The organism is Pseudomonas sp. SA195, assembly GCF_054131565.1.
Genome location: NZ_CP096392.1, coordinates 1,332,376 through 1,358,773 on the forward strand (window position 1 = coordinate 1,332,376; position 26,398 = coordinate 1,358,773).

25 protein-coding genes are annotated in these 26,398 nt (G+C 58.0%); 9 read left to right on the forward strand and 16 right to left on the reverse strand.

Annotation, left to right across the window (positions count from 1 at the left end):
* Positions 1-96: 96 nt before the first annotated feature.
* Both M1D78_RS06145 and M1D78_RS06150 read left to right on the forward strand, forming a co-directional pair.
* On the forward strand, positions 97-990 hold the full coding sequence (locus M1D78_RS06145) for a ribonuclease H1 domain-containing protein (RefSeq protein ID WP_437420086.1): 894 nt from the start codon (positions 97-99) through the stop codon (positions 988-990).
* 564 nt (positions 991-1,554) lie between these two features.
* Positions 1,555-2,703 (forward strand): hypothetical protein, encoded by a 1,149-nt coding sequence (locus M1D78_RS06150; RefSeq protein WP_437420085.1) that lies wholly within the window; start codon positions 1,555-1,557, stop codon positions 2,701-2,703.
* A 296-nt stretch (positions 2,704-2,999) separates the two neighbouring features.
* On the opposite strand, the gene M1D78_RS06155 is transcribed toward M1D78_RS06150, so the two are convergent.
* The 8 genes from M1D78_RS06155 to M1D78_RS06190 all read right to left on the reverse strand — a co-directional run bounded on the left by M1D78_RS06155 (position 3,000) and on the right by M1D78_RS06190 (position 11,338).
* On the reverse strand, positions 3,000-3,689 hold the full coding sequence (locus M1D78_RS06155; protein WP_437420084.1) for a hypothetical protein: 690 nt from the start codon (positions 3,687-3,689) through the stop codon (positions 3,000-3,002).
* A 35-nt stretch (positions 3,690-3,724) separates the two neighbouring features.
* Entirely contained in the window at positions 3,725-5,161 is a 1,437-nt protein-coding gene (locus tag M1D78_RS06160) for an RES family NAD+ phosphorylase (protein WP_437420083.1), read from the reverse strand.
* A gap of 221 nt (positions 5,162-5,382) precedes the next feature.
* On the reverse strand, positions 5,383-6,039 hold the full coding sequence (locus M1D78_RS06165; protein WP_437420082.1) for a DUF6988 family protein: 657 nt from the start codon (positions 6,037-6,039) through the stop codon (positions 5,383-5,385).
* Between the two features lie 95 nt (positions 6,040-6,134).
* Positions 6,135-6,998: an HNH endonuclease gene (locus tag M1D78_RS06170; RefSeq protein WP_437420081.1), complete on the reverse strand. Its 864-nt coding sequence runs from the start codon at positions 6,996-6,998 to the stop codon at positions 6,135-6,137.
* Positions 6,995-8,536, reverse strand: a complete 1,542-nt coding sequence (locus M1D78_RS06175; protein ID WP_437420080.1) for an AAA family ATPase — start codon at positions 8,534-8,536, stop codon at positions 6,995-6,997. Before M1D78_RS06175 ends, M1D78_RS06170 begins: the two co-directional genes overlap by 4 nt.
* Before the next feature lie 26 nt (positions 8,537-8,562).
* Positions 8,563-9,690, reverse strand: coding sequence for a hypothetical protein (locus tag M1D78_RS06180; protein ID WP_437420079.1), 1,128 nt, complete (start codon positions 9,688-9,690; stop codon positions 8,563-8,565).
* Complete coding sequence (locus tag M1D78_RS06185) at positions 9,687-10,067, reverse strand: hypothetical protein (RefSeq protein WP_437420078.1); 381 nt, start codon at positions 10,065-10,067, stop codon at positions 9,687-9,689. The genes M1D78_RS06180 and M1D78_RS06185 overlap by 4 nt, the downstream gene beginning before the upstream one ends.
* Positions 10,068-10,504: 437 nt before the next feature.
* Positions 10,505-11,338: a DUF1206 domain-containing protein gene (locus M1D78_RS06190; protein ID WP_437420077.1), complete on the reverse strand. Its 834-nt coding sequence runs from the start codon at positions 11,336-11,338 to the stop codon at positions 10,505-10,507.
* Between the two features lie 189 nt (positions 11,339-11,527).
* Here M1D78_RS06190 and M1D78_RS06195 point away from each other — a divergent pair, with 189 nt between their 5' ends.
* Together M1D78_RS06195 and tadA are read left to right on the forward strand one after the other, a co-directional pair.
* Positions 11,528-12,895 carry a multicopper oxidase family protein gene (locus tag M1D78_RS06195; RefSeq protein WP_437420076.1) on the forward strand — a complete coding sequence of 456 codons (1,368 nt, stop codon included), beginning with the start codon at positions 11,528-11,530 and terminating at the stop codon, positions 12,893-12,895.
* Between the two features lie 85 nt (positions 12,896-12,980).
* Positions 12,981-13,487: a tRNA adenosine(34) deaminase TadA gene (tadA, locus tag M1D78_RS06200; RefSeq protein ID WP_437420075.1), complete on the forward strand. Its 507-nt coding sequence runs from the start codon at positions 12,981-12,983 to the stop codon at positions 13,485-13,487.
* 2 nt (positions 13,488-13,489) lie between these two features.
* Here tadA and M1D78_RS06205 read toward each other — a convergent pair whose 3' ends face one another.
* Together M1D78_RS06205 and argF are read right to left on the reverse strand one after the other, a co-directional pair.
* Entirely contained in the window at positions 13,490-14,599 is a 1,110-nt protein-coding gene (locus tag M1D78_RS06205; RefSeq protein WP_437420074.1) for an ABC transporter ATP-binding protein, read from the reverse strand.
* Entirely contained in the window at positions 14,596-15,516 is a 921-nt protein-coding gene (argF, locus tag M1D78_RS06210; protein ID WP_437420073.1) for an ornithine carbamoyltransferase, read from the reverse strand. The genes M1D78_RS06205 and argF overlap by 4 nt, the downstream gene beginning before the upstream one ends.
* A gap of 281 nt (positions 15,517-15,797) precedes the next feature.
* On the opposite strand from argF, the gene grxD reads away from it, so the two are divergent.
* Positions 15,798-16,124, forward strand: coding sequence for a Grx4 family monothiol glutaredoxin (gene grxD, locus M1D78_RS06215; RefSeq protein WP_437420072.1), 327 nt, complete (start codon positions 15,798-15,800; stop codon positions 16,122-16,124).
* A 113-nt stretch (positions 16,125-16,237) separates the two neighbouring features.
* Here the strand turns inward: grxD and bfr are convergent, their stop codons facing one another.
* Both bfr and M1D78_RS06225 read right to left on the reverse strand, forming a co-directional pair.
* The gene (gene bfr, locus M1D78_RS06220) at positions 16,238-16,708 is read right to left on the reverse strand and encodes a bacterioferritin (protein WP_437420071.1); all 471 of its coding nucleotides are present in this window, start codon (positions 16,706-16,708) and stop codon (positions 16,238-16,240) included.
* Positions 16,709-16,906: 198 nt separating this feature from the next.
* Positions 16,907-17,125 carry a bacterioferritin-associated ferredoxin gene (locus M1D78_RS06225; protein WP_437420070.1) on the reverse strand — a complete coding sequence of 73 codons (219 nt, stop codon included), beginning with the start codon at positions 17,123-17,125 and terminating at the stop codon, positions 16,907-16,909.
* Between the two features lie 162 nt (positions 17,126-17,287).
* Here M1D78_RS06225 and M1D78_RS06230 point away from each other — a divergent pair, with 162 nt between their 5' ends.
* The gene (locus tag M1D78_RS06230; protein WP_437420069.1) at positions 17,288-17,830 is read left to right on the forward strand and encodes a YaeQ family protein; all 543 of its coding nucleotides are present in this window, start codon (positions 17,288-17,290) and stop codon (positions 17,828-17,830) included.
* A 30-nt stretch (positions 17,831-17,860) separates the two neighbouring features.
* Here M1D78_RS06230 and M1D78_RS06235 read toward each other — a convergent pair whose 3' ends face one another.
* The 4 genes from M1D78_RS06235 to M1D78_RS06250 all read right to left on the reverse strand — a co-directional run bounded on the left by M1D78_RS06235 (position 17,861) and on the right by M1D78_RS06250 (position 21,594).
* The gene (locus tag M1D78_RS06235; protein ID WP_437420068.1) at positions 17,861-19,078 is read right to left on the reverse strand and encodes an NRAMP family divalent metal transporter; all 1,218 of its coding nucleotides are present in this window, start codon (positions 19,076-19,078) and stop codon (positions 17,861-17,863) included.
* 94 nt (positions 19,079-19,172) lie between these two features.
* On the reverse strand, positions 19,173-20,147 hold the full coding sequence (locus M1D78_RS06240) for a 5-oxoprolinase subunit C family protein (RefSeq protein WP_437420067.1): 975 nt from the start codon (positions 20,145-20,147) through the stop codon (positions 19,173-19,175).
* The gene (gene pxpB / locus M1D78_RS06245; protein WP_437420066.1) at positions 20,144-20,848 is read right to left on the reverse strand and encodes a 5-oxoprolinase subunit PxpB; all 705 of its coding nucleotides are present in this window, start codon (positions 20,846-20,848) and stop codon (positions 20,144-20,146) included. The genes M1D78_RS06240 and pxpB overlap by 4 nt, the downstream gene beginning before the upstream one ends.
* On the reverse strand, positions 20,845-21,594 hold the full coding sequence (locus tag M1D78_RS06250) for a 5-oxoprolinase subunit PxpA (protein ID WP_437420065.1): 750 nt from the start codon (positions 21,592-21,594) through the stop codon (positions 20,845-20,847). Before M1D78_RS06250 ends, pxpB begins: the two co-directional genes overlap by 4 nt.
* 194 nt (positions 21,595-21,788) lie before the next feature.
* On the opposite strand from M1D78_RS06250, the gene M1D78_RS06255 reads away from it, so the two are divergent.
* The 3 genes from M1D78_RS06255 (at position 21,789) to M1D78_RS06265 (ending at position 26,337) form a co-directional block, all read left to right on the forward strand.
* On the forward strand, positions 21,789-22,316 hold the full coding sequence (locus M1D78_RS06255; RefSeq protein ID WP_437420064.1) for a winged helix DNA-binding protein: 528 nt from the start codon (positions 21,789-21,791) through the stop codon (positions 22,314-22,316).
* Between the two features lie 32 nt (positions 22,317-22,348).
* Positions 22,349-24,067: a single-stranded-DNA-specific exonuclease RecJ gene (gene recJ / locus M1D78_RS06260; RefSeq protein ID WP_437420063.1), complete on the forward strand. Its 1,719-nt coding sequence runs from the start codon at positions 22,349-22,351 to the stop codon at positions 24,065-24,067.
* Positions 24,068-24,240: 173 nt separating this feature from the next.
* A complete protein-coding gene (locus tag M1D78_RS06265; RefSeq protein ID WP_437420062.1) occupies positions 24,241-26,337 on the forward strand; it encodes a molybdopterin oxidoreductase family protein in 2,097 nt (698 codons plus the stop codon).
* Positions 26,338-26,398: the final 61 nt, after the last annotated feature.

Here is a 26,398-nt window from a genome sequence, read left to right on the forward strand (position 1 = left end):
AATGACCGCTTCTGGCCGATGTCAGTCTCGGCAAGGTCCTGTTCCACGGGACGCTTTTGAGTCCGTGTTTAGCATCTGAAACGATGGTTGGCTGTAATGGTTAAAAAAATTCGGTTTTACGCCGTGGTACACGGACGACAAACAGGCATTTTCGATAAATGGAACGGTGGTGCTCGCGAAGCGGTTGAGCGGTTCAATGGTGCGCTTCATCGCGCTTTTAGCAGCCTTGAACTCGCTGAGGAATGGTACAGGCAAAATAGCCACACCCCTAAGTCCGCTCATTCTGCTGTTTACCATTTTGATACAGCCACAGCTGCTATAAAACCCGTTGAGTCTTTTCGGCAGATTCCGTTCGAAGGAACCGGCGCCAGAAAATTTGCTGTTTACTTCATTATCGATCCACATAGCGATGAACCGTTTTATGTTGGCGAGACGGGTAATTTAATTAGGCGTCAGAGCGCACATTTGAAATCAGCAACTAATAAAGGAAAACGTGCCTCGGCTAAGATTGCCCAGATTCTGGCCAGCGGTCAGCAGCCGGTCTTCAAAATTGTAGAATGGGTGGAGACCAAGGAGGCCGCATTAGCTGCGGAATCTCGTCGCATCAAGGAGTGTGTCGGACAGGGTTATACAGTATGGAACCGCACAAGAGAGCACCGTGAAATCAGTGAAATTTTCCAGGCCGCAAAAGTTCAGATGGACAGAGTAATTGGTGACGGCCCTATTCAGCTAGGGACGCACTCTTATACATCTCGCTTTGAATTCAAGACAAAATTATTTTATTACTTATCGAAACAGCCTTTTGGTCGGCTAACCCATCCTGTTGCGGTCGAAAAGTTAGGTTTGTTATGGGACACAACAAAATCCGGGACGGGAGCATTGGAATTTTGGTTAGTGCCTACGGATAAAGGTCATGCTTTAGAAGTGCTCGATTCGTATTATCAAAGAGTGCGTTTCAACTACCCCATAGCTATAGACCGTATCAGCTAAGCTAAAGAAATGATCGGGAGTGATACGAGCCTGAACGCTTGGCGTCATCAGGTCAGGATGAGCAGTCAGAAATTTCGACTGCCAAGCTCCACAGAATAGACAATGCCTATAAAGAGCGTGCCACGATATTACTTACTGGCTGTAATGAATCCACTACGGCCTCGTGACAGACATAAGGCTGCCAGCAACTGCCTTCGATATACGCCTGATTCTGGCCGATTCTGTTGAAAAAGTTCCGTCGCGATTTTTGCCCATGAAAGAGCGTGAGCGACGTTGAAATCTGGTGCGCTCAGAAGGCAGAGCTGCCTTGGTTTTTTACGTAGCAACGCCGAAATCGAGCATTTTTTGAGCTGCCGATAAGCAGCTCTCTCAGAGGCCGACTTTTTCAACAGAATCGGCCAGGAGCAGACACTCAGCGGTGTGCAGGAAGCCGGGACGATTCATTAACACCTTGCTGCCAGTTCTGAAAGGCATGGAATCGGCGCTAGCTGATATAACTATAATGCTTTGGCAACGATGCAGTACTCGCAGGGCTTCGAAAATTCAGAAACGGCAGGTGTGCACATGACAAAATTGAAGGTCTATGCTGATTTAGTAAATGACATTTTCGGTCCAGGAACAACCACCTTCAATATCGAAGCAACGACATCGAACGATGTCGTTGGAGCAATAGCCAGCATCACAAACTTTGAGGTTTTTAGGGGGAATTTTACAGCCCGTCTTCGCAGACTCCAAAGCGCAATTAAGTCAAATGAGGAAATTTCCGTTCCTATCATTAACGCGGTTAATGGTGTCGCCAAGCTAGGCGGATGGGAAGGCTACTACGCAGAATTGGCAGCACTGGATTATTTCTTAAGTGATGCAGAAACGGGGCCTGGAGAGATCAAACTAGACGTTACATATCCAGCATCAGCCGCAATTGCCTCCGAATTTGGAATGCAAAATATCAATTACGACTTGTGCATTCCTTCCTTAGGCGTCGTCTCCGATTTCAAAATTCTTTCAGACAAGAGCGGCGGAATTCTAGAAGGTATTTTTAAAGAGTTCCGCTCCACCAAGGGTATAGGTCGGCTAACGATCTTGCCTGAATACTCCGATGACGAGGATTATGAAATATTTCAAAGGCAACGCAGTAGCCTACTGAAAGAACTCATTGATGAAATCGACCTAACGATAAGACCCCCTTATTTTCGTAGCAAAATAATCGATGGCCTTTCCTATCGGTTCGGATGGGGAGCTGGTGTAGTGTTCGCGGAGAGTAGTTACGATTCGAAAACTCACGCATCAAATCACCAGCGGCTATTGGTGACACATGCAAAAAAATTTTCACGAAGAGATCCTACAATAATTATTTTTGTAGTGTTCCCCTGGGCTAGCGAAAGAATCATGCTTTTTAGCGAAATGGGTATTAGCCAAGAATTCATCTACAATCTCGGCTCTAAATTTTTTGACACGACTACAACTGCTCACACTGAGGCCAGAAGCATAAATAAAAATATAAAAACCGCAATCACACTTGCAGAAATATCTCGCCACTTATCCGGAATCATCCTGATTGAGGATAATGCCATTCTATCCACTGAAGATAATTCAACGTTGAAGACAAGCTATATATTTAACACTAACGCGATACACGATCTTCATGGCAGCAAACTAGAAACCTATCTAAAGCGGAGAGGCGCAGACAATCTTGCAACCTTGCCACCAAGATAGTGCCGCTGATAATTTCGTTCCCTAACCATGTGCGTCCATTATAGACGACATGCTTTCAAACGCGTTCTTAAGAACGACTACGGCATGCTCAACATTGTCCGAGTGGCAGATTGTTGGTCAATCGCGGCCCCTCACGACAGGCAGAAATCGGCCAAAAGCAGACTATTCCGCAGTGATTTAACAGACCGCCTTTGTGGCTTGAAGGTATCTATGAAGGAATGGGCAATTCAGACTGATCAAGCGAAACCATTGATATAATCCCCGGCCTAAAGACCGGGGATTCCTAACAACAGCTCCTAAGATTTGCATACCTTGGCCCAATAGTGGCTAAGCGACTTAAAGTGGCCAAGGTATTGGCCAACTCCGTAAGCCAGTATCAGGCAAGAGAACATCAGAAGGTACTTTGTACGGAGTACGAAATAGAACGATTCTGCGCACCCACCACTAGCTTTTGGCAGGTCTTCTAATGCGTAGGAGCCGGGAACTCCTCCGGTATAAACCACATCTTTGCAGCCGAAGGGGTAGCCAGAGAGGATCGTCATCTGTTCGTTGAGGCTCCAGAGAAGGCCAAGTCTCGGCTCGTAGCCGTCTGAGAGGATAATGCTGGCGATCATTGTGATGATGGCAATCGCTATCAGGATCGTACCTTCTTTCTGGTGATTACTACTTGGCAGTGGAGCTTTACCGATTGCTGGTGCAGCCACTGCGGCTTGTTCTGGCTCTGGTGTCGGGAGTTGCTGGGTTATTTGGGGCTCTTGGATATCGATTTCGATTAGGCACTCAGCCCCGGCTTGCTCGACGCGGGATTTGATCTTGTTAGCGAGGGTAAGGTTAGTGCCCTTTTTGATGGTGGCCTTGCTTGTAATCAGATGCTCAATTTCGCGCTTATTTTTAACCTGGATGAACGTCGACAGGTCTTCAATTACATCCTCCATCGTGCCGTTGAGAAGGTTGCCTGTCAGGCTCACATTAAATTTTTGCTCCATGTCATCCCCCGTGACTCACTGCATCAGTATGCCGCTTAGAAAGTGTCGTTCTTGCTCACCTGACGACGGTAACGCTCTACCTTGTGCGGATCACATTCCACCTTCACTCTTTTAACGTAATGAACTTCTACCGAGGTTGGGATGACGTCTAACGTCTCCTCGCGCACATCCTCATCCTCAGGGATATGATGAAATGCCATAGCCCAGGGGCTTGACGCCAGAGCAGTCTCAGCCTCGTCAGGCATTGGGACTTCCTCCCGCACGCAATAGTCGGGGTACCAACCATCACTGTCGCAACTCATGGTGCTGGCACTCAGCTCGACGCCTGATGGTAGATCCATGCTCTTCACGCGTGACGCCTTGTGGAACAGTACGATGTTGTCTCCCTCTTCTGACTGTGTCGAATTGAAGAGGATGCCGTCCAACGTCGGATCGTTTTCGGTCGCCAGGAAATCAGCCACCGCCTGCGTGGAGAGGTAGTCGAACTCCTGATCATCGGGCATCACCGGCCGCGTCATCTTGCGACCGAGCGATTGCAGGAAGGACACGCGCTCCAGCCGTTGGAGCAGCGTCGGGTCGAACACGCTCCCACCGTCTGACGCATTTTCAAGCGCGGAAAGATCCAGAAGGCGTAGAGGGCGGATGATTCTGAAAGTAGCCAGCGCGACCTGGCTACCCACTGGCGGCCGAACCTCAGCGAGAGCAACACCTGGAGAGGTGGCCCCATAGAATACCGAGATACCTCGGGCATTCATTCTGCCCGCTGCCGCAGCACGGGCGGGGGGAGAGCCCAGGTGGCGATCGGGACGGCAAAGTGCCTCTTTAAGCGGCTCCTCCGACTGGAACACTCGCGCTCTGAAAAGAATCGCAATCGACGTACCGGGGCCAGCGTCGACAACAACCGGCTTGCCATCCAAGGTGCCGAGCTGATCTATCCTCCCGAAAACAGCTGCGAGGTGTTCTGTAGCTGCCCGAGAAAAGTACCTGGCCTCAGTTTTCAGCGTTCTCTCGAAATACCGCCACTCATACTGCCAGGTAGCGTCGCTAGAATCCTTCTGCTCATAGTACGAGTCAGCGTCGAACTCGCACTCGTCTCCCATGGCCGCCGTGTCGAAGTCAGAGTGCCGTTCACCGAGAACCTCCAGTACATCTGCAACCGCCTCATTCGGGATGCGGGCTGCGCCTTCGATAGCATCGTAAACGGGCTCACCGTTTCGCTCCCATTCGTAATCCGACTCTCTATCCCGCAGTAGGCTTTGCTGCCAATCATCCGGCTCATTGGATGTGCGAACGTAGTGTTCGGCGAATGCTTGCTCAATCCGATCCGCGAGTTGTTCGATCGTCCAGCATTGGCCTTCACTCTCACAGTAGGAGCACACCGCGATCTCGCCTGTGGATGCAATCTCGCTGGAAAGGAACGGCTCCTCCACACACTGGTCGCAGATCCACAGCTCTTCACCTTGCTCGTTCATCGAGCCTCCCCGAGATTCCAGATCATCAGCCGACAACTGATGCTCGCCAACTTATTCCGGCCCTGAACCGTAGAAGATTTGAGGTCTGCATTACAATCGGCGACAGACCACTATTTGGTGCTGATGGGCCGCTACGGTCGAGAACAGCCCGTTGCTAACGGCTGCTGTTGGGCCGAAAGCTGCCCGCAGATAAGGGCCAGATACGGAAACTCTGAAGTACCTTAGTGTGCAGGTTCCGGTTTCCGCTTATATGGTGGATCAGCAGGAGGAAGACAATCTTTGAACTCCTCGTAGATACCTGCCATTTTTCCGGCCTCCGGTGGGACACCAGCAAGGATCAGAAGTAGGTTCCCCGCAATTCCGAGCAGCCCATTCGAATGCCGTATCTCCATCAGAACCAGCTCTAGCGGGAAACCCTTTCCGTGGCGATTCACCGCATGGATGCCCCCATGCACGAATGAACTCAAAGGTCGCCACGAGTAGTGCTTGAATTCTTTGAGATGCGCCACTGGGGCGTGCGGCGCCTTCTCCTCAATTGCCTCTAACATTTGGCTGAGCATGGGGATTTTGCTGGCTTGCTTAGCGGTTTCCTCGGTGAGCTCAGCAAGCATTAATTCAGCTTGGTTATCTGTTGCCACGTAAAGCGCCCAAAGCGCGCGAACAAGGGATTCATACTGAACACGAAGGAGAGCAGCGGCAGATGTGTACAAACCTGCTGCCACCAGATGCTTCACGCTTCGAGCGTGCTCGAATCCGAGGCTAGCGAGTGACCTGGCTGCCCGAAGGCGGCTGGTACTGTCAAAAAGTGGCAATGCCAGGAAACTAGCAAGACGGTTCTCTAGTAGAGCCGAGCGTGAAAGCAACTGATCAATGACCATTCAAGTCAGCCTAATGAAATTCTTAATGCCCGGTACTCTACCTTCAGCAGGTCCTCTCCGCTTACGGCCAAAACCTGCCTATCGCGACCGGGTAATTACCGCCAGAGTTCGGCATTGCAAAACACGACATCATCCGCCAAGGCTTCGTAGAGCAGCTTCTTCCATCCATTGACCAGCAAGCTAGGGGCATTAGCCCCTGAGCGGAGGAAATCAGAAAACTCTTCTGGGGGCAGCCTTCTGAAATAGCTCTCACGCAAGTCCATCAGGGTGCTGAGTTCAGAGCCCGCTTGGATGCTGTAGCGCTCGGCAATTCTGAACAGGTCAAAATGATTTACTACCCTTGCCTTGTCCTCATCACTCCAGTCATCCGGCGGACTGGCGCTATAGGTGATCGTGCACGGGCTGGTGTGGGATACGGAAACGCTGATCCACCTTTCCTCGAAAAACTGTCGTTTGTCCAGATACGGATGAAGCGGTTGGCGATACGAGTGATCAATCAGGGGGTTGCGCTTGTCGGTATTACAATCACGGCAGGCAGGAATCAAATTATGGGGAACGATCGCCAGCTTCGGATAGTTGGCCTTTGGAAAATAATGATCCAGGGTTCGAGGCTGTCCTATTCCTCCACATGTCGGGCAATGATCACCTGCAGCCACCAAGATAGAGTCGTAGAGCGCTCGGCCAGGCTCTCGCTTCACCATGTAGTAGTCATAAAGGTAAACCAACTCGCTTTTTCGAATGTCGTCGATCACGAAAGGGTCTTCCCCCTTAACCGACCTCAGATATGGCATTTCCCAAGTGGATCCAGCAGCGACTCTTTCGATAAATTCAGCTGCGTTGGCGGTGATACTTGGAAGAACGCTCCTCATTCTGTCTCGCTGCTGATCATCGATGATCGCAGAAGTGCAGGCCATGTAGGCTTCCTCGGGAGAGTAGCTCGGGGCAAACAGTTGCTTCATGCCTGACCCGTCGAATCACGCTCAGCGATTAACGCTCGAAGAACTGCTTGCCCTTCGAGTCCTACTCTTCCACCAAATTTTCGAAGGATCACGTCAAAGCTGTGTCCTTCGGCAACTTCAGCAGCAAGCAGTGTATGAAAACCCGAGGATGCCACCTCCAAGCCAAAAACTTCCCGGGTCAGAATCCCCACATTCTCGCCGAACGTCTCGACTGTTGGCCGCTGCGCTGAGGCTACCAAGTTAGAACGATGAATTTTCCATACACACGACGCAGGAATTTCTTGGAGCACCACGGGCGAGTGCGTGGCCACGATCGCTACACCGTTACGATCCAGAAGCAGCTCACTCAACGCCCGAATCAATGCGGATAGCAGCGGCGGATGCAGATGACTCTCGGGTTCATCCATCAGGACGAGAGTTTTTTCTTCGACCCGTTCGACCAGCTTGGTGATAGTCAGCAGCACGACCGAATGGCCGGAGCTAAGGTTTGAAAAGATTTCGTTGGCGGTCTCGGTCCATTCTTCGCCGCTCAAGGACAGAAGCCGTTCGAATCCCAAACCTGCAAAATTCTCGTCAGACTGCAAGGTTGTGACGGCCTGCCGCCAACGATTGCGCTTATGCGTATCCCGTAGGCACCCCCTCATGCCGGCAAGGAAGTCAGATTTGAGAGCGTCTCGGCGCTTCAGCTCATGCCATGCGTCCTCACCTTTTGACTTCAACCCGACATAGAAAAAACAGGTGCCTTTGGCTGGATCTGGCTGCTCTGGAGGTGGATCGAAGGGATCAAATGCGCTAAAGGATATGAGCACTACGCTGCTGAAGAAATCCGGGGTAATAACCTCCCGTTGTTGCCGCCAATAGTTATATTGGTGAATTGCATCTGCGCCGGTGTGGCCATTGTGAATGGCATTGGTGATGCCGTTGAGGATGGTGGTTTTCCCTATGCCATTTCGCCCGATAAGCGCGTGCACATTTGTTAGAGGCGTCGAATCAACGTCTACCTCGAAACTCAACTCAATCCCGGCGGTAGAGCTGTCAGACTGCTTCGTATAGACGAAGGAGAAATTGGTTCTAACAGCACCGCCACGGAGCACTCTCGTGAATTGATTTTTGACGCTGCTCAAGCTTACATCGCGCAACAACGAGATTGAAAACACGGGCTCATCTTTTATCGTTTCCAAAATTTCAGGATCGGCGACGATGTCATTCATCCCACTTAGAAAGTCAGGCCGCAGCTCGTCCGAGAGCGAGTTCGCAATCTTCTGGTAGTACTCGACATTGGTACCGAGTGAAAAGAAGCCCTCTGGAAGCGTCTCAAAAGAATCCGGAAGCTTGGATCGAGTGGCCGTGGAAGTATCCTGCCCTTTGAACCCAATCTTTACGTTCTCAAGGTCGTGGGCTTGGCCAAATTCGTCAAATACGATCACATAGAACATCGTGATGAAGCTGTGATCGTTCCAGCGGTCATATTTCAGATAGGCAGCACTAACTCCGGCGCTCGGGAATTTATCTTCCCTGCCTATAATGTGAAATTTCATTTTTCCCTGCTCGTAGTAGAGAGCCTCTACGCCGGGTCGAAGCCCACGAGGCTGATTTTCTTAATCTCGCGGCCAGTGCCCAGCACCATCTCAATCTTCTCTTCGCACCGAAATCGGTATCGATTGCGCAGCGTAATACCTGCAAGGTTGATACCTGAACCTTCTTTCACTCCGCCGCTATATGCAACTCCATCGACGAAGATTTTCCATAAGCCAGCAGTAGCATCTGCAGAGTCCACGACGCCAACTAACTCAAGGCTCTCCACGCTTAAGTCTTCGCGCAGTAGGCAACGCTGAATAATATTCTGTGCGGTCGCAACACGGATCCGGCTTTGATTCGAGCTATGCATCCCTGGTGTTGACCAGCGGTTGGTGAGCTGGCAATCATTTTCCGTAATGAAGTTCAGCAGCCCAATTAACGATGAAGCTGCGTGACCCTTCAGTTTTGCGAGGAACTGCATGGCATCATCGGTATTGTCAGCTACGTCCAGAAACTCATTGAGTGTCTGGAATGCGATGATCAGCGCCTTATTCTCTCCCAACATGTCACAAGGCTCGGCGCTGCGTACCTGAACAGTGAAGGAGCCGTAGCAGAAACCAAACACATCGGACTCATACGGATCTTCGCCCTTGGGAATCGGCTTGCCCGCCGCCTTAGCAGCGGTTCTTGCCAGATTCTTGAGCACCCCTTGATAAATATTCAGGAAGGCGGATAGCTTGCGAGTCCTGATACGTGGCTCTCGCAAAGACTCTGGAACACCGAGCGACGCATATGCAACGGTGGCATTCAGCTCTTGCGCCTTGATCAAAACCTCGTCGTTGAGCGAGAAGGTCAAACCAGGTTCTGGCAACAACTCTTGCGCCACTACCTCCATCTGCGCACGCTCAATATCGAACGGTTCGATCAAGTCATCTGGTGTGGCAAGGTAGAACTCGGGAATCTCTGGTTCCTCGTATACCTGCCTCAGGTCAATCTTCCCACCCAGCAAATCGTCACAACGCCTGCCTGAAACTGGCGCACAGAGGAACGCAGGGCCTTTAGCAGCTACCTCAGAGATCATGCAAACGTAGCGAACGCCAATTAGATCACTCGCAATGAACACCTGCGGGTAGTCATAGTCGAGCAACACATGCAGAAGCTTGATTGCTTTCATGCCTCGCCCTCAATAGCGCACGCCAGATTGAATCGCCTGGAACGCCACCAAGAATAGTGGCTGCCATTGCCGGTTTTCATCGCAACCCCATCAGCCTGGCCGAGGATGACCTTCACCTTAGCCTTGTGCTTATGGATAGCGAGTTTCAGCACCGCATCTAAGTCTTCCGGATTTTTGAACACGGATATTGCATGAGCCTGGCACTCGGGAACGCGGAAAGTCTTTTGCGGGAACAATGCACGATGAGAGAGGAAATCTGCTTCCGCTGGCTCGGCACGTTCACAAAGTCGGTAACAAACGAAGCCATCAAGACTGAAAGCCCCGGAAGGCGGGCATTGCTCAGGTAGCTCCTCATACCACTCGTGATTCACATCCATGTCACTATTCCGATGATCGATAAAGCAGTGAACGTCATATGCTAGCCACCACGTGGCGATGGTGTCACGACATTTGCTTAGGCTGCCTTCTATTCCACTGCCAAAGAACAGCTTCAGAGGTTTATTACCAGCAGCCTTAGGTCGAGTATAGGCGTCGTTGAATGACAGCTTCTGGCCGAATCCAGCCGGTCGGCTCAGGCAGAAACCGGCCAAAAGCTACCGGTCGTGACTGGTGGCTCCAGTCATAGGTCGGGGATGTCTATAGGGGGCGGGGGGAGTTCAGACAGGCTCTCAAACGTGTTTTGATCCTTTATGGTATTTTTCATGGTTTTAAAATCGTTAGTGCCTTATAGGCTTCGTAATTTCTGGTCTGTGCTGGGCTATTGATAATAGAGTGGGAGTAATCAAAAACCCCGGCATTCGCCGGGGTTTTTTTATCAATGAAGAACGGCAGCGGTGTCGATGCGTCGCCAGATGGCCTCGGCAAAGCTGTAAAGGGCAAAAGCGATTAGCCCCAGCCCGATCAGCGATAGCCAGAACGTGCCGAAGGGCAAGCTTTGCAGGGCGTTGAGTGCGTCCTCGAGTCCCGGCGGTTCGGTTGGCTCGTAGCGTCGGCCTCCGCTGAACAGCATCCCGGCAACGACCAGGAACGCCACCCCGCGAGCGATGAGGCCAGCGCGCGATACCGGGCGGACCCAGCGCATCACGTCGTCCGATGCGTAGAAGTATTTCTCGAACTTGGCTTTCCAGCCTTTGATGATGTGGGCAATTCCGACGCCAAGTGGAATAAGCGCCACGACATAGACGAGGTAGTTCGAGAACTGCCAGCCAAGCAGGCCAGACAGAAAATCGCCGCCTCCACTGCCACCACCGTTTTGTGATTGGCCCAGCGAGCTGCCCAGAAGCCCTAGCGTGAAGAGCGCGAGCAGGGTGTACGTCACGCAGCTGCCGATCAGCCCAGCGCGTATTGCGATGCCCTTGGCATCGGTACCGTGATCTTCAGGGTCCGCGATGGCTTGGGTCAGGCGCCATGCCGCGTAAGCCGCAAGGCCTACAGCCATGATCCAGAGCAAGGTCTCGCCGAAGGGCTGCCCCAACAATTGCACCAGCGCGCCTTGGGTACCGACCGTTTCGCCGTTACCGCTTGCAGCGAAAAAGGCAAAGGCGCCGATGATCAAATAGACGACGCCGCGTGCGGCGTATCCGCTGCGCGCGAGCCAGACGATGCCGCGCGACAGTTCTCCCTTAGGGTGCTTGGCTGGGTTGCGCATTAGGTTTCCTCCAGATTGGTCGCAAGTCGAGCCGACGAAGCTGTAGACGCCCATCAGCGACGGGGGGTTCGATCTGGTCGTTTGGTGCCGCTGGTAGTCCGAAGATGCCTGGCGGCACCAGACCCTGTAGCATGTTGCAAATGCGAGGTATTCCTTTTCTGTGCGGCTCGCATGTTCTATGGAAGCAAGATGACTTTTACTCGACGAAAGATGTTGACCGGGCTGGCCGGACTGGCCGTGCTTGGCGCCGCAGGCAGTGGCGCGCGGTATTGGCTGGGCCGTCCAGCCGCCCCGATCACCCATGACTATGAGCTGATTGCAGCGCCTCAGGACCTCGAGCTGATCGCTGGACACCAGACGCCAGCTTGGTGCTACGGGGGACGCGCGCCAGGGTTGGAACTGCGCGCACGTCAGGGCGATTGGCTGCGTGTACGTTTCACCAACCACTTGCCCGAGCCGACGACCATTCATTGGCACGGTATTCGTGTGCCGCTCGAAATGGACGGAGTGCCCTATGTCTCGCAACTGCCGGTTTTGCCCGGTGAGTCGTTCGACTACCAGTTCAAAGTCGAGGACGCGGGCAGCTTCTGGTATCACCCGCACACGACCAGTGCTGAACAGCTGGGGCGGGGACTCGTTGGGCCGCTGATCGTCGAGGAGCGCACACCCTCCGGCTTCATCCACGAGCGCACGTTGTCGCTGAAGAGCTGGCATGTAGACAAGCAGGGCGCCTTCACCGATTTCAGCGTGCCACGAGAGGCTGCGCGTGGCGGCACGCCCGGGGTCTTGTCGACCATTAACGGCGAGCATGCGCCTTTGCTGGACCTGCCGGCAGGTCAGGTCGTGCGGCTGCGGATCCTCAATCTGGACAACACGCTGACCTACCGGCTCAACCTGTCTGCGGGCGAGGCGCGCATCTACGCCATTGATGGTCATCCAGTAGAACCACGTGTGCTGGGCAAGGACTATTGGCTCGGCCCCGGCATGCGGCTCGACCTCGCGCTGAGGGCACCGCAAGTGGGTGAGCAGATAGCCCTGCGTAATGGTCCGCTGCGCTTGGCAACGTTCACGGGGGCGGGCACAGGCGGCGAGGCCGTCTGGCCGGCTGCGCTGCCGCCGAACCCCATCGCCGAGCCTGACCTGGCGAAGGCAGAAACGCTGCGGTTCAATTTCGAATGGGCGGGCACCCTGTCCAGCGATGCGGGGGAGGGCAAAGCGTTTACTTTCTGGCAGGTCAATGGGCAGGCCTGGGATATCAACGACAAGACCTGCGCCGACCGGCCAATCGCAACCTTGAAGCGAAACGGTCATTACATCTTCGAACTGCGCAATCTCAGCCAGTACCAGCATCCGATCCACTTGCACGGCATGACCTTCAAGGTCATCGGATCGAACCGCCGGCGCATCGACCCGTGGTTCACCGACACTTACCTGTTGGGCAAGAACGAGACGGCGCGCATCGCGCTGGTTGCTGATAACCCAGGCGTATGGATGTTTCATTGCCATGTCATCGACCACATGGAAACCGGGCTGATGGCTGCGATCGAGGTGGTTTGAGCCAAGCGGTTATGAATGAGCGCGCGGGGCGGCGGGTGGATATGGCGGGTACAATCCGCCGGTCCGACCATCATGCAGAGCCAACATGAAAAGACCCCTGATCATCGATCGCAGCCAGGACGAGCACTTCATGCGCGAGGCGCTAGCACTGGCAGCCCAGGGTGCCGAGCGCGGTGAAGTACCGGTCGGCGCTGTGCTGGTGCAAGGCGGTCAGGTCGTTGGGCGCGGCTTTAATTGCCCAATCTCCCGACATGATCCGAGTGCGCATGCCGAGATGGTCGCGATCCGCGATGCGGCGTCCAGCTTGGAGAACTATCGCCTGCCGGGTAGCACCCTATATGTGACCTTGGAGCCGTGCAGTATGTGCGCCGGGCTGATTGTCCATTCGAGAATCCAGCGAGTGGTGTTTGGCGCGACCGAGCCGAAGGCGGGCGTGGCACTGAGCCGGGGCCAATTTTTCGAGCAGGCCTTTCTCAACCACCGGGTATTGGTGGAGGGTGGGCTGATGGCAGACGCATGCAGCGCAATGCTCAGTGACTTCTTTCGTCAGCGTCGTTTGATCGGGCGCAAAGAGCCCGCCGCCGACCAGTAACCTCAGATATCGCTGCTGTAACGGCGCACGCCAGTTTCGGGCAGCTTCTCATGCGCGGCGACGCTGCCTTGGGCGGGGAACACGACCAAGTGATCCGCTGCAATGGCGATGCCCACCGAGTCGCCGGTGCGAAAATCGGCGTGGCTGGGAAAGATGCCCTCGAGCTGGTTGCCGGTCGGCAATTGCAGGCGATACAGCGTCGAGGCGCCAAGGAATGTCTTGCCGACGATCAGGGTCTTGAGGCTGCTCTCCGGTGCGTAGACGATGTCGTCGGGGCGCAATAGCACGTCTACTGAGCTACCGGCGGGTATGACGTACGCGCGATTGCCACGGATAACGCCGAGCTCGGTCCGCACGGTCTCGGGGTCGAGCAGCTGGCCCCGAATGAAATAACCCTGGCCGATGAAGCTCGCCACGAAGGGAGTCAGTGGTTCGTGATACAGGTTGTAGGGCGTATCCCACTGCTCGAGTCGGCCGTCCTTGAAGACCCCGACCTGGTCGCTGACGGCAAACGCTTCTTCCTGATCGTGGGTCACCAGGATGGCGCTGGTCCCCCGCGCTTTGAGAATTTCGCGCACTTCGTGGCTGAGGCGTCGGCGCAGGTCGCCGTCCAGGTTGGAAAAGGGCTCGTCGAGCAACAGGAGCTCGGGCTCGGGCGCCAGGGCGCGGGCGAGCGCGACACGCTGTTGCTGGCCGCCGGACAGCTCATGGGGATAACGCTTGGCGAGCGAGGTGAGGTGCACCAGCTCGAGCATCTCGTGCACGATTCGCTCACTGTTTGGATGCTTGCGAATCCCGAAGCCAACGTTCTCCGCCACTGTCAGGTGAGGGAATAGCGCATAGTCCTGGAACACCATTCCGATCCGGCGCTTTTCCGGTGCCAGGGTATGGCCCTTGCGCGAAATGAGCGTGTCGCCGAGCTGGATTTCCCCTGCATTGACGGGTTCGAAGCCCGCAATGGCCCGGAGCGTGGTCGTCTTGCCGCAGCCGGACGGGCCCAGCAGGCAGCCGATTTCCCCGCGGTTGAGATGCAGGTTGAGATGCCGCACGACGCTTTGAGCGCCGTAGCCGCAATCCAGCTCGCGCAGCTGAAGCAGCGGCCCGCTGCTCATGCGTGGTGGTAGGCCGGTTCGACCAGGAATTCCAGCAGTGCCTTCTGCACGTGCAAGCGGTTTTCAGCCTGGTCCCAGGCCACCGAGCGGGGATCGTCCAGCAGGTCCTGGCTGATCTCCTCACCGCGATGGGCAGGCAGGCAGTGCATGAACACAACGTCCTTGGCGGCCATGTCCAGCAGCGCGCGATCCACTTGATATGGACGGAAGGTGGCGATACGCGCCGCAACTTCTTCTTCCTGCCCCATCGACGCCCAGACGTCAGTGCTGATCAAGTGGGCCCCGTCAGCGGCTGCACGCGGGTCGCGAAGCACCTGGACCCGGTCGCGGGCCTTCGCCAGCAGATCAGCCTTCGGCTCGTAGCCCTCCGGGCACGCGATACGCAATTGGAAGTCGAACTGAATGGCAGCTTCTATATAGGTATTGCACATGTTATTGCCATCGCCGATCCATGCCACTGTCTTGCCGGCGATGCTGCCGCGGTGTTCATGAAAGGTCTGCATGTCGGCCATCAGCTGGCAGGGGTGCAGGTCATCGGAGAGGCCATTGATCACCGGGGCCGCGGAATGCGCGGCGAACTCGGTCAGTGTCGAGTGAGCGAAGGTCCGGATCATCACGGCATCGAGCATGCTTGACATCACGATGGCCGAGTCGCAGACCGGCTCTCCACGGCCCAGCTGCGTGTCGCGCGTGGACAGGAAGATCGCCTGGCCGCCCAGCTGGATCATGCCGGCTTCGAACGATACGCGCGTACGGGTCGAGGCCTTCTCGAAGATCATGCCCAGCACGCGGTTCTTGAGGGGTTCGAACAGGACGCCGCGCTTGCGCAGATCCTTCAGCTCGATGCCGCGACGTACCAGGTCGTTAAGCTCCTGGGGCGTGCAATCCATCAGTGAGAGAAAATGCCTTGCGCTCATATCAACTACCTTTATTGCCGCCGCCACGGCCAGGATTTCAAGAAAGCAGAAAGGGCCTACGACAGCGGGTCGCACGGGGAGCGACGAAACGGGAAAGGCGCGATCTTATCCAGAAAGGCTTTGACGGCGCAAATCGACCGCGAACAGCCATAACGGGGCATTAGGCGGCGCTACTGGAGCTGGCGTGGGCGCCGCGGAGAACGCAAAGCCGAGCCCTGCACTCGGCTTTCCAGCGTCAGTTCTGTACAATGCGCCGCAACCGTGACTAGCCGAGGTGCCCCATGGATATCATCGAAACCATCAAAGAGCAGATCGAAAAGAATCCGATTCTGCTGTACATGAAAGGCTCGCCGAATGCGCCGCAGTGCGGTTTCTCCGCGCGTGCGACCCAAGCCCTCATGGGTTGCGGCGAGAAGTTCGCTTACGTCGACATCCTTCAGAATCCCGAGATCCGCGCCAATCTGCCCAAGTACGCCAACTGGCCGACCTTCCCGCAGTTGTGGGTCAATGGCGAGTTGGTCGGGGGTAGCGACATCATTCTGGAAATGTTCGAAAAGGGCGAGCTGCAAACCCTGATCAAGGATGCTGCGCAGCAAGCGGGCGCTTGATGAATCCGGCTTACTGCTCAAACAACAAACCCGCCTGATGGCGGGTTTGTTGTTTGAGCAGGGATGAAAAGCGGGAGCACGCGGCTCCCGTTCTTCGACGAGGCGAGCGCCTGTTATTCATCCATTTGCGATTGCAGGTAGTTCTCGATCCCTACTTTATCGATCAGGCTCAACTGGGTTTCCAGCCAGTCGATGTGCTCTTCTTCGGATTCGAGAATATCTTCGAGCAGTTCGCGGGTGCCGTAGTCACCAACGCTCTCGCAGAAGGCGATCGCGACCTTGAGGTCTTGCATGCCGCCCTGTTCCAACTTGAGGTCGCATTCGAGCATTTCCCGCGTGTTCTCGCCGATCAACAGCTTGCCGAGGTCCTGCAGGTTGGGTAGGCCTTCGAGAAAGAGAATGCGCTTGATGAGCTTGTCGGCATGTTTCATCTCATCGATGGATTCCTCGTACTCATGCTTGCCGAGTTTGCCGAGGCCCCAGTCCTCATACATGCGTGCATGGAGGAAGTACTGGTTGATCGCAACCAGTTCGTTGCCGAGGATTTTGTTCAGGTGCTGAATGACCAGCTTGTCGCCTTTCATGTCTGTACCCTGCGTGGAATCGGGTTCGTGATGTGCGCAGTCTGGCCACGAAGGTGCAGGCTGTCAAACCTAAGTCATTGAATGTTAACGAGTAAACCGAAATGGGAATACGTCTGTTCTGCGCCTTGCCGGCAACTCTTTGATTTGCAGCAATAAAAAAGCCGGGCATGTGCCCGGCTTTTCGAATTCGATTTTGTATCAAGCAGGTACGAAGCCTGCTGGGTAGGCGAGTGCAGCGTTGGCTCCCTGGATGTCGCTCAGGGTGTCGCGAACGACCTGTTTGGCCAAGCACGCACATTTACCGCACTGAGTGGCGACCCCTGTCGCTTCGCGGACCTCACGATAGCTGCAGCAACCTTCATAGATGGCCTCACGGATCTGGCCATCGGTAACACCTTGGCAAAGACACACGTACATAGAACTACCCGTTGGGTCTGCGAATGGTGGTGATGCTAAATATAATGAGAATGATTGTCAAAGTGCGCTCGTCGGGTTTCGCTACCGGCCGGCGCCGCATCGATGGCGATGTCGTGTTTGGCATGGAGTACACTGCGACACCTTTTTCCGCCCGGAGCCGACATGGCCCTGCAAGCCACGCCTTATAAAGTCGAAATCAACCTCACCGACCTCGACCGCAACGTGTACCAAGACCTGCGTTTCACGGTGGCTCGGCACCCTTCGGAAACCGAAGAACGCCTGGCCGCACGGTTGATCGCTTTTGTGCTCTGGTATGGCGAGCAATTGGCGTTTGGTCGTGGGCTGTCCGATGTCGACGAGCCGGCGTTGTGGGAGAAGAGCCTCGACGACCGAGTGCTGCATTGGATCGAAGTGGGCCAGCCCGATGCTGAGCGCATCACCTGGTGCTCCCGGCGTGCCGAACGCTTCAGCCTGGTGGCCTACGGCAACCTGCGGGTCTGGCAGACCAAGGTGTTGGACGCGGTGCGCAGCCTGAAAAAAATCAACGTGGTTGCGGTTGATCAGGAGGCGCTGGAAACCGTGGCGCAGGATATGCCGCGCGCGATCAACTGGAGCGTGATGATCAGCGAGGGCGCGCTGTTCATCACAGACGAGCGGGGCCAGCACGAGGTCCCGTTGCAGTGGTTGATCGGCGGGCGCGACTGAGGAGCCGTGCGCGAGCCGGCTCCTCGCGTATCAGGATTGCCAGAACTGCAGCAGGGCATTAAACGACATCACCACACCTACTGCGGTCGCGACCATCGCGAGCAGACCGAACAGGAGCATCCAAGTCGGGTGCTGATAGCGGTCGCCAACGATGGCTGGCTTCTTGGCAGCCCATAGCACGCAGCCAAGCGCCAGCGGTAAGACCAGGGCATTCAGCGTCCCGGCTACTACCAGCACTTTCACAGGCTGGCCGACCAGGCTGTAGATCAGCGTCGAGCAGGCGATGAAACCAATCACCACCCAACGGTTGTTGCGCTCGATGCCTTTGTGCAGCGAGTACATGAACGTCACGCTGGTATAGGCTGCGCCGATCACCGACGACACCGATGCGGCCAACAGCACTACGCCGAAAATCTTGTAGCCGATGGTCCCCATCGAGTGCGAAAACACCGAGGCGGCCGGGTTGCCCGGGTCCAGTGCCAAGCCCTGGCTGACCACGCCCAACGCTGCCAGGAATAGACAGATCCGCACGACACCGGTTGTGGCGATCCCCGTCACGGCGGCGCGCGTAACCACGCCGACGTTCTCGACGCCGGTGATGCCCGCCTCGACCAAGCGGTGCCCGCCGGAAAACGAGATGTAGCCGCCTACTGTGCCGCCGACCAGCGTCACGATTGGCAACAGCAAAATCATGGGATCGTCCGGGTTGAAGCTGCGGTTGATCGCTTCCAGCAGCGGTGGGCTCGATTGCAACATCGCGTAGCCGATCATGCACAGCATCACCAGCCCCAGCAGCTGCATGACCGAGTCCATCACGCCCTTGGCGTTGCGCAGCAAAAAAAGGCCGATGATCAGCACGGCGGCGATCAGCGAGCCGATCACTGGCGGGATCCCGAAGATGACATTCATCGCCAGCCCGGCGCCGCCGATATTGCCGATGTTGAACGCGACGCCGCCGAGCACGATGAAAGCGGAAATCAGATGCCCGACACCCGGTAGCACCCGGTTCGCCACGTCCTGGCCGCGTAGGTTGGCGACGGTGATGATCCGCCAGATGTTGAGTTGAGCGCCGATGTCGATCAGCAGCGAAATGACGATCGCGAAGGCGAAGCTCGCCAGGTATTTCTCGGTGAACAGGGACGTCTGGGTGAGGAAAGCCGGACCGATCGAGGACGTCGCCATGATGAAGATGGCGCCGCGCAGGACGTTTCGCTGGGACGCGGTGGGTGCGCTAGGGGTGGGGTGCATTGGGTTACCTTTTTTCTTGATGTTGGGGCAGGTAGGAAATGCAGCCGGGGTGGGCCCGGTGAAGGGTGTAATTTTTCTTGTTCTGGGCGGCAGTTCAGTCGCCGGCCGTGTGCATCCGCGTTGGTTGGCTGGACAGATGGGTGTCGAAGAGGTCCCGCCAGAGCGCGAGTGCGCGACGTTGCGCCTGCTGGGCGACCGCAAGCCCGACTGGCTGGAATCGCACCTCGGTGCCCGGCAGGCACTGAGCGAGCTGTGCCACGGCCAGCGGCGTCAACGCGCCGAGCCGAGGGTAGCCGCCGATGGTCTGACGATCGTTCATCAACACGATTGGTTGGCCATCGGGCGGCACCTGGATGGCACCAAGCGGGACGCCCTCGGAAACCATGGATTGCCGCGCAGTGCGCAATGCCGGGCCGAGCAGGCGTATGCCCATGCGGTCGGCGCGCTGGTCGACCGTCCAGCGCGCATTGAACGCGTCGAATAGGCTTTGGCCGTTGAAGTCGCCGATCTGCGCGCCCAATACCACAGGGAGCGGAGTGCCCGAGTCGAACAGGCTGACGTGACCGGGCGGCAGGCGGCGTGGTTCCAGCTCGGCGGTCGCCAGCCAGCTCAGGCGATCGCCTTCGACCAGGGTGCGGCCATCGCCGTGCAGCCCTCCCAGGCCTTCGCGGCGGACCGTGGCGCCGCTGCCCATCAGCTGAGGCGCAACAAAGCCGCCCGGCGCTGCCAGGTAGGCGCGCACGCCTTGTTTCGGAGTGGCGAAGCGCAAGCGCTGGCCGCGACGGATGCGAAAGCTGCGGCCAGGCTCGACTGTTTGTTCATCGAGCGTCGCGCCCAGATCCGCACCACACAGCGCCAGGCAGCCATCGGCCTCAGCGCGAAGCGTCAGATTGCCCAGCGTGATTTCGAGGGTGGCCGTCTGAAAGGCATTGCCCAGCAGCCCGTTAGCCCAGGCATGCGACACCCAGTCCGCCGCGCCGCCTTGTGTCACGCCCAGGTGACGGACACCGAAGCGGCCCATGTCCTGGAGGCTAGCCAGCGCTCCGCTGCGTTCGACGATTAGCGTCATGGCGTTTCCTCAAATGGACGGTCGTCGCCACCAAGGCGGATGAATTCGGCTCGGTCGATCGGCTGAAAGCGAACCCGGTCGCCAGGTTGGCAGAGGCTGTAACCATCCAGATCCCTGTCGAACAGGCGGGCCGGACTGCGGCCGATCAGGTTCCATCCGCCCGGCGATACCAGCGGATAGATCGCAGTCTGGCGATCGGCGATGCCGAGGCTGCCGGCCGTGACCTGTTGGCGAGGCGTCTGCAAGCGCGGGCTGGCCAGGCATTCGTCGACCAGCCCCATGAAGGCGAAGCCCGGCGCGAATCCCAAGGCGAACACTTGATATGCCCGCTCGCTGTGGCGTCTGATGACGCCCGCCACCCCCAACCCGCTGCGTTGGCCGAGCCCCTCGAGGTCCGGGCCCACGCTGGCGTCGTACCACACGGGGATCTGCAGTTCACGCCGCTCGGCATCCGTTTCCGGTTCCAGGCCTTCCAGCGCCTCGGCGATGCGCTGGCGTGCCTGACGGTCGTCGAGCATGTTCAGATCGTAGTGAACCAACAGCGTGGTGTAGGAGGGCACCAGATCGATGAGTGCCGGGCCAAATGTTTCGTGCAGGCGGCGAGTTGCGGCGAGCAGCCAGGGCATGTGGGCTTCGTCGATAGCCTCGAACAGGCGCACCATCAGGCTGTCGATGCCGACCACCTCGATGCGTGGGTTCATGCCGGCAGGGCCTCAAGTGCCTGGCGGATGCGCTGCACCGCGGCGATCGAGGCCGCGTTGTCGCCATGCACGCACAGGGTGTCGACGCGAAGGGTCAGGGCGGAGCCATCGCTGGCGGTCAGCGGTTCACCGCGAGCCAGGGCCAGGGCCTGCGCCATAACGACCTCGGCGTCGTGATGGACGGCTCCCGGCTGGGTGCGCGAAACCAGCATGCCGGCCGGGTCGTAAGCGCGATCGGCAAACGCCTCGAACCATAGGGTGATACCCATCTCGTCGGCCATCGCCTGTGCCGCGCCAGTGTCGCGAGTCGACATCAGCATCAAGGGCAACGATGGCGCGTACCCCCGGACCGCACGCATCACCCCACGCAGTAGCTCAGGGTTGCGCATCATGTCGTTGTAGAGCGCACCGTGCGGTTTCACGTAGCGCACCTGGGTGCCCTCGGCACGGCAGATGCCGTCCAGCGCACCAATCTGATAGAGCAGCATGTTCTCGACTTCATCCGGGCTGCAGGCCATCGATCGGCGGCCGAACCCGACCAGATCGGGGTAGGCGGGGTGTGCGCCGATCTTCACATGGTGCTGCACCGCCAGCGCGACGGTGCGGCGCATGATTTGCGGGTCTGACGCGTGGAAGCCGCAAGCGACGTTGGCGCAATCGATGTAGGGCATGACCTCCGCATCCAGGCCCATGGTCCAGGCGCCAAAGCTCTCGCCAATGTCGCAGTTCAGAAGCAGACGTTTCATAACCATCCTCGCTAGCGGCTCGCGAAAGCTTGCCGATGAACATGAAGACTACATTGATAAAACATCAACGAATTATCAATAACTTTTTTCTGTGTCTTCCCTGGCGGCCCCCGTCTCGTGCATTGCTGTATGCTTGCGCTCCTCGATTCACTGGGCGCGGCAACGCTACGCCCCGACAGGCCATGGTCCGCTAGATGGTTGATTCCAAACTCCCTCGTCCGTTGCGATCCCCGATCGTCGCCTCGGCCCACCTGGCCGAGCAGTCCCAGGAGTTGTCTGAGCTGGAATACGGCATCATCGTCGCCAGCGCCGCGCTGATGCGTTGGATGGAGCGCTGCATGAAGGCGTCCGGCGCGGTAGAGATGAACGCGCTGGATGTGATGGTGCTGCACAACCTGACCAGCCGAGGGCGTGCGAAGCGACAGGCGGACATTTGCTTGTTGCTGAACGTCGAAGACACCCACACCGTGACTTATGCGTTGAAAAAGCTCGGCAAGCTCGGCCTGGTCGAAGGCGAGAAACAGGGCAAGGAAATGTTCTACCGGACGACCGACAAAGGGCGCGAGCTGTGCCAGGAATACGCCGATATCCGGCGCGAATGCCTGATCGCCTCGTTCGAGAACCTGAACGTCGACCCGGAGGACATCCATCGTCTGGCCGGCTTGCTGCGCGCCATGTCCGGCCTCTACGACCAGGCTGCGCGCGCCGCCACCTCGCTTTGATCCACCCCATGCTGCTCGCCGGATAACCTCAGATGCGCATCGAACCCCGCCCGCTTCCCGAACGGCTTCCCGACCTGGGCGACCTGCCGCCCCTGCTGACGCGGCTCTATGCCGCGCGCGGCGTGCAGTCGGTGGCTGAACTGGACAAAGGCCTCGCTCGGCTCATTCCCTACCGGCAACTCAAAGGTATCGACGGCGCAGTTGCGCTGTTGGTCGAGGCACTCGAGCGCGGCCAGCGGATCCTGTTCGTCGGTGACTTCGATGCCGATGGTGCCACGGCCAGCACCGTCGGCGTGCTTGGGCTGCGCCAGCTCGGCGCCGCGCATGTGGACTATCTGGTCCCCAATCGCTTCGAGTACGGGTACGGCCTGACGCCTGAAATCGTCGCCGTGGCGCTCGAACGCCAGCCGGATCTGCTGGTGACTGTGGACAACGGCATTTCCAGTGTCGAGGGTGTCGCTGCGGCCAAGGCCGCCGGGCTCAAGGTGTTGGTCACGGACCACCATCTGCCGGGCCCGGAAATGCCCGGCGCTGACGCCATCGTCAACCCCAACCAGCCCGAGTGCAGCTTTCCGAGCAAGTGCATCGCTGGCGTCGGCGTCATCTTCTACGTGCTGCTGGCCCTGCGTGCGGCGTTGCGCGAGAACGGCTGGTTTTCGCGCACCGGGCGCGCCGAGCCCAACCTTGCCGAACTGCTGGACCTGGTCGCCCTCGGCAGCGTGGCTGACGTGGTGCCGCTGGACGCGAACAATCGCATTCTGGTTCATCAGGGATTGGCGCGAATCCGTGCCGGTCGGGCGCGGCCTGGTTTGCGCGCAATTCTGGAAGTCGCCGGGCGCGACCACAGCCGTATTACCTCGACCGATCTCGGCTTCATTCTCGGCCCACGCTTGAACGCGGCGGGGCGCCTCGACGACATGGCGCTGGGCATCGAGTGCCTGCTCTGCGAAGACGAAGCGCTGGCCCGTGATATGGCCGTGCAGCTCGATCAATTGAACCAGGACCGCAAGGGCATCGAGCAGGGCATGCAGCGCGAGGCCCTGGCGCAGCTCAAGGAACTGGCTGTCGAGGACATGCCGTTCGGCCTATGCCTGTTCGATCCAGACTGGCATCAGGGGGTCATCGGCATCCTCGCGTCGCGCCTGAAGGAGCGTTACCACCGGCCGACGATCGCCTTCGCTGACGCCGGCGAGGGCCTGCTCAAAGGGTCGGCGCGCTCTGTGCCGGGCTTTCATATTCGTGATGCGCTGGATGCCGTCGCCGCCCGTCACCCGGGGCTGATCAGCAAATTCGGCGGGCATGCGATGGCGGCAGGGTTGTCCCTGCCGGAAACCAATTTTGGTGCCTTCGCCACGGCCTTCGATGCTGAAGTGCGGCGTCAATTGTGTGAAGACGACCTGACCGGGCGGCTGCTGACCGACGGGCAATTGAGCATCGAAGAGTTTCACCTCGAGCTGGCCAAGGCACTGCGCAACGCCGGGCCTTGGGGCCAGCATTTTCCCGAGCCGGTCTTCCATGGCGTATTCCAAGTGGTCGAGCAGCGGCTGGTCGGCGGCGAGAAGCACCTGAAACTGGTACTCAAGAGTGAGTGCGGCTCGCTGACGCTCGACGGCATCGCCTTCAACGTCGACCGCGAGCTGTGGCCAAACCCGACGGTGCGCTGGGCAGATGTGGCCTACAAGCTCGACGTCAACGAGTTTCGAGGGCGCGAAAGCGTGCAATTACTCGTCGCGCACCTCGCCGCGCGCTAGGGAACCCCGCCAACGCCGCCAACCCCGCCAAAAGGGCCGCAGATTGGATTTGCGGCTCTTCACATGATCGGTCATCTGAATCGAACCCTATTTGCCACGCCGTGCTTGATTGGCGGCTTCGCGGCGCCGGCCTAGAGTGACTGGATTACAAAAACGATCCAGTGGAGCCTGCCATGAGCGAGACGACCCGGCACTACCGTGCCTGCCACTTGTGCGAGGCCATTTGCGGCCTGACCATCGAGACCCGCGACGAGCAAATCCTGTCGATCAAGGGCGATCCGGCCGATCCCTTCAGCCGCGGTCACATCTGCCCCAAGGCGGTCGCCCTGCAGGACATCCAGAACGACCCGAACCGCTTGCGCCACCCCATGCGGCGTGTGGGAAACGAGTGGCAGGCGATCGACTGGGACGAGGCTTTCGCCCTGGTCGCCGACCAACTGACCAGCATCCGGGAACGCCATGGCTCGAATGCGGTGGCGGTATATCAGGGCAATCCCAGCGTCCATAACTACGGCCTGATGACGCACAGCAACTATTTCCTTGGGCAGTTGAAGACGCGCAACCGCTTCTCTGCCACCTCGGTCGACCAGCTGCCGCACCACCTGACCAGCCTGATGATGTATGGCCATGGTTTGCTGATCCCTATCCCGGACATCGATCACACCCGCTTCATGCTGATCCTCGGCGGCAACCCACTGGCCTCCAACGGCAGCATCATGACCGTTCCTGATGTTGAAAAGCGGCTCAAAGCGTTGCAGGCGCGGGGCGGGCGGCTGGTGGTGGTTGACCCGCGGCGCAGCGAAACCGCCGCGATGGCAGACCAGCACCTGTTCATCCGTCCCGGTGAGGATGCCGCTCTGTTGCTCGGTTTGCTCAGCACGATATTCGATGAAGGCCTGAGTCGGCCGAGCGCGTTGCCGATCGAGGGGCTGGAGGAGCTGCGCGAGGCGGTCATGCCGTTTTCCGCCGAGTCGATGAGCCTGCGCTGCGGTGTGCCCGCCGAGCAGATTCGCCAATTGGCCCGGGATTTCGCGGCGGCGGATGGTGCGGTCTGCTATGGCCGGATGGGCGTTTCGACGCAGGCCTTCGGCACGTTGTGCCAATGGCTCGTCCAGGCGATCAATTTGGTCACCGGCAATCTAGATCGTGTCGGCGGGGCGCTCTGTACGGAGCCTGCCGTCGATCTTGTGGAAAACGCCTCCGGCGGGCATTTCAACCGCTGGCAGAGCCGCGTCTCCGGCTTGCCCGAATATGGCGGCGAGTTGCCAGTGTCGGCATTGGCCGAAGAGATGCTCACCGAAGGCGAAGGGCAGGTGCGAGCATTGGTCACGGTGGCGGGCAACCCGGTGCTCTCGACGCCGAACGGGCGCCGGCTGGAACAGGCGCTGGACGGGCTCGAGTTCATGCTCAGTGTCGATTTCTACATCAACGAGACCACCCGCTACGCCGACCTCATTCTGCCGCCCACCGCACCGCTCGAGCATGACCACTACGACAGCACATTCAACCTGCTCGCCGTTCGCAATGTCACCCGCTTCAACGAGCCGGTGTTGGACAAGCCAAACGGGGCGCTGCATGACTGGGAGATATTCATCGGGCTGGCCAGGGCCTACGCGACGCGAGCGGGCCTAGAGCTCAAGCCCAGCCTCGCGCCGCAGCAGATGATCGACATGGGCCTGCGGGCCGGACGCTACGGCGATGGCCACCCGCTGGGTCTGAGTCTGGCCCGCTTGCGCGAACACCCGCACGGGATTGACCTCGGTGCGCTCAAACCGAACCTGGCATCACGATTGAAGACCGCCAATCAGCACGTGCAGGCGGCGCCGGCCCTGTTTCGTGCTGACTTGCAGCGATTCGCCGCGCAGGCTGCGCCGTTGGGCACTGGGCTCGTGCTCATTGGCCGCCGCCACGTGCGCAGTAACAATTCCTGGATGCATAACTATCACAGGCTAGTCAAAGGCAAGCCGCGGCATCAGCTGCTGATGAACCCGCTGGACTTGGCCCGGCTGGGCCTGGCGGATGGGCAGCGCGTACGGGTTCGCTCGCGGGTCGGGATGATTGAGGTGGATCTGGCTGCCAGCGACGAGATGATGCCGGGTGTTGTCAGCCTGCCGCACGGCTGGGGGCATGACCGGCCAGGCGTCCAGCTGGACATCGCCAGTCAGCAGCCGGGTGCGAGCGCCAACGACCTGACCGACGAGCGCGAGCTCGATAGGTTGTCGGGCAATGCCGTACTCAACGGTGTGCCGGTCTCCGTCGAGGCCGCCTGAACGGCGGCGGCAGGGTGGCCCAGTGGCCTGCCGGTTGCACACAAAGGGTTACGCCTGGTAA

Excerpts from the sequence above, each read along its gene's own strand:
- M1D78_RS06145 (WP_437420086.1), top strand. The coding sequence starts at position 97 with ATGGTTAAAAAAATTCGGTTTTACGCCGTGGTACACGGACGACAAACA.
- M1D78_RS06150 (WP_437420085.1), top strand. The coding sequence starts at position 1,555 with ATGACAAAATTGAAGGTCTATGCTGATTTAGTAAATGACATTTTCGGT.
- M1D78_RS06155 (WP_437420084.1), bottom strand. The coding sequence starts at position 3,689 with ATGGAGCAAAAATTTAATGTGAGCCTGACAGGCAACCTTCTCAACGGC.
- M1D78_RS06160 (WP_437420083.1), bottom strand. The coding sequence starts at position 5,161 with ATGAACGAGCAAGGTGAAGAGCTGTGGATCTGCGACCAGTGTGTGGAG.
- M1D78_RS06165 (WP_437420082.1), bottom strand. The coding sequence starts at position 6,039 with ATGGTCATTGATCAGTTGCTTTCACGCTCGGCTCTACTAGAGAACCGT.
- M1D78_RS06170 (WP_437420081.1), bottom strand. The coding sequence starts at position 6,998 with ATGAAGCAACTGTTTGCCCCGAGCTACTCTCCCGAGGAAGCCTACATG.
- M1D78_RS06175 (WP_437420080.1), bottom strand. The coding sequence starts at position 8,536 with ATGAAATTTCACATTATAGGCAGGGAAGATAAATTCCCGAGCGCCGGA.
- M1D78_RS06180 (WP_437420079.1), bottom strand. The coding sequence starts at position 9,690 with ATGAAAGCAATCAAGCTTCTGCATGTGTTGCTCGACTATGACTACCCG.
- M1D78_RS06185 (WP_437420078.1), bottom strand. The coding sequence starts at position 10,067 with ATGGATGTGAATCACGAGTGGTATGAGGAGCTACCTGAGCAATGCCCG.
- M1D78_RS06190 (WP_437420077.1), bottom strand. The coding sequence starts at position 11,338 with ATGCGCAACCCAGCCAAGCACCCTAAGGGAGAACTGTCGCGCGGCATC.
- M1D78_RS06195 (WP_437420076.1), top strand. The coding sequence starts at position 11,528 with ATGACTTTTACTCGACGAAAGATGTTGACCGGGCTGGCCGGACTGGCC.
- tadA (WP_437420075.1), top strand. The coding sequence starts at position 12,981 with ATGAAAAGACCCCTGATCATCGATCGCAGCCAGGACGAGCACTTCATG.
- M1D78_RS06205 (WP_437420074.1), bottom strand. The coding sequence starts at position 14,599 with ATGAGCAGCGGGCCGCTGCTTCAGCTGCGCGAGCTGGATTGCGGCTAC.
- argF (WP_437420073.1), bottom strand. The coding sequence starts at position 15,516 with ATGAGCGCAAGGCATTTTCTCTCACTGATGGATTGCACGCCCCAGGAG.
- grxD (WP_437420072.1), top strand. The coding sequence starts at position 15,798 with ATGGATATCATCGAAACCATCAAAGAGCAGATCGAAAAGAATCCGATT.
- bfr (WP_437420071.1), bottom strand. The coding sequence starts at position 16,708 with ATGAAAGGCGACAAGCTGGTCATTCAGCACCTGAACAAAATCCTCGGC.
- M1D78_RS06225 (WP_437420070.1), bottom strand. The coding sequence starts at position 17,125 with ATGTACGTGTGTCTTTGCCAAGGTGTTACCGATGGCCAGATCCGTGAG.
- M1D78_RS06230 (WP_437420069.1), top strand. The coding sequence starts at position 17,288 with ATGGCCCTGCAAGCCACGCCTTATAAAGTCGAAATCAACCTCACCGAC.
- M1D78_RS06235 (WP_437420068.1), bottom strand. The coding sequence starts at position 19,078 with ATGCACCCCACCCCTAGCGCACCCACCGCGTCCCAGCGAAACGTCCTG.
- M1D78_RS06240 (WP_437420067.1), bottom strand. The coding sequence starts at position 20,147 with ATGACGCTAATCGTCGAACGCAGCGGAGCGCTGGCTAGCCTCCAGGAC.
- pxpB (WP_437420066.1), bottom strand. The coding sequence starts at position 20,848 with ATGAACCCACGCATCGAGGTGGTCGGCATCGACAGCCTGATGGTGCGC.
- M1D78_RS06250 (WP_437420065.1), bottom strand. The coding sequence starts at position 21,594 with ATGAAACGTCTGCTTCTGAACTGCGACATTGGCGAGAGCTTTGGCGCC.
- M1D78_RS06255 (WP_437420064.1), top strand. The coding sequence starts at position 21,789 with ATGGTTGATTCCAAACTCCCTCGTCCGTTGCGATCCCCGATCGTCGCC.
- recJ (WP_437420063.1), top strand. The coding sequence starts at position 22,349 with ATGCGCATCGAACCCCGCCCGCTTCCCGAACGGCTTCCCGACCTGGGC.
- M1D78_RS06265 (WP_437420062.1), top strand. The coding sequence starts at position 24,241 with ATGAGCGAGACGACCCGGCACTACCGTGCCTGCCACTTGTGCGAGGCC.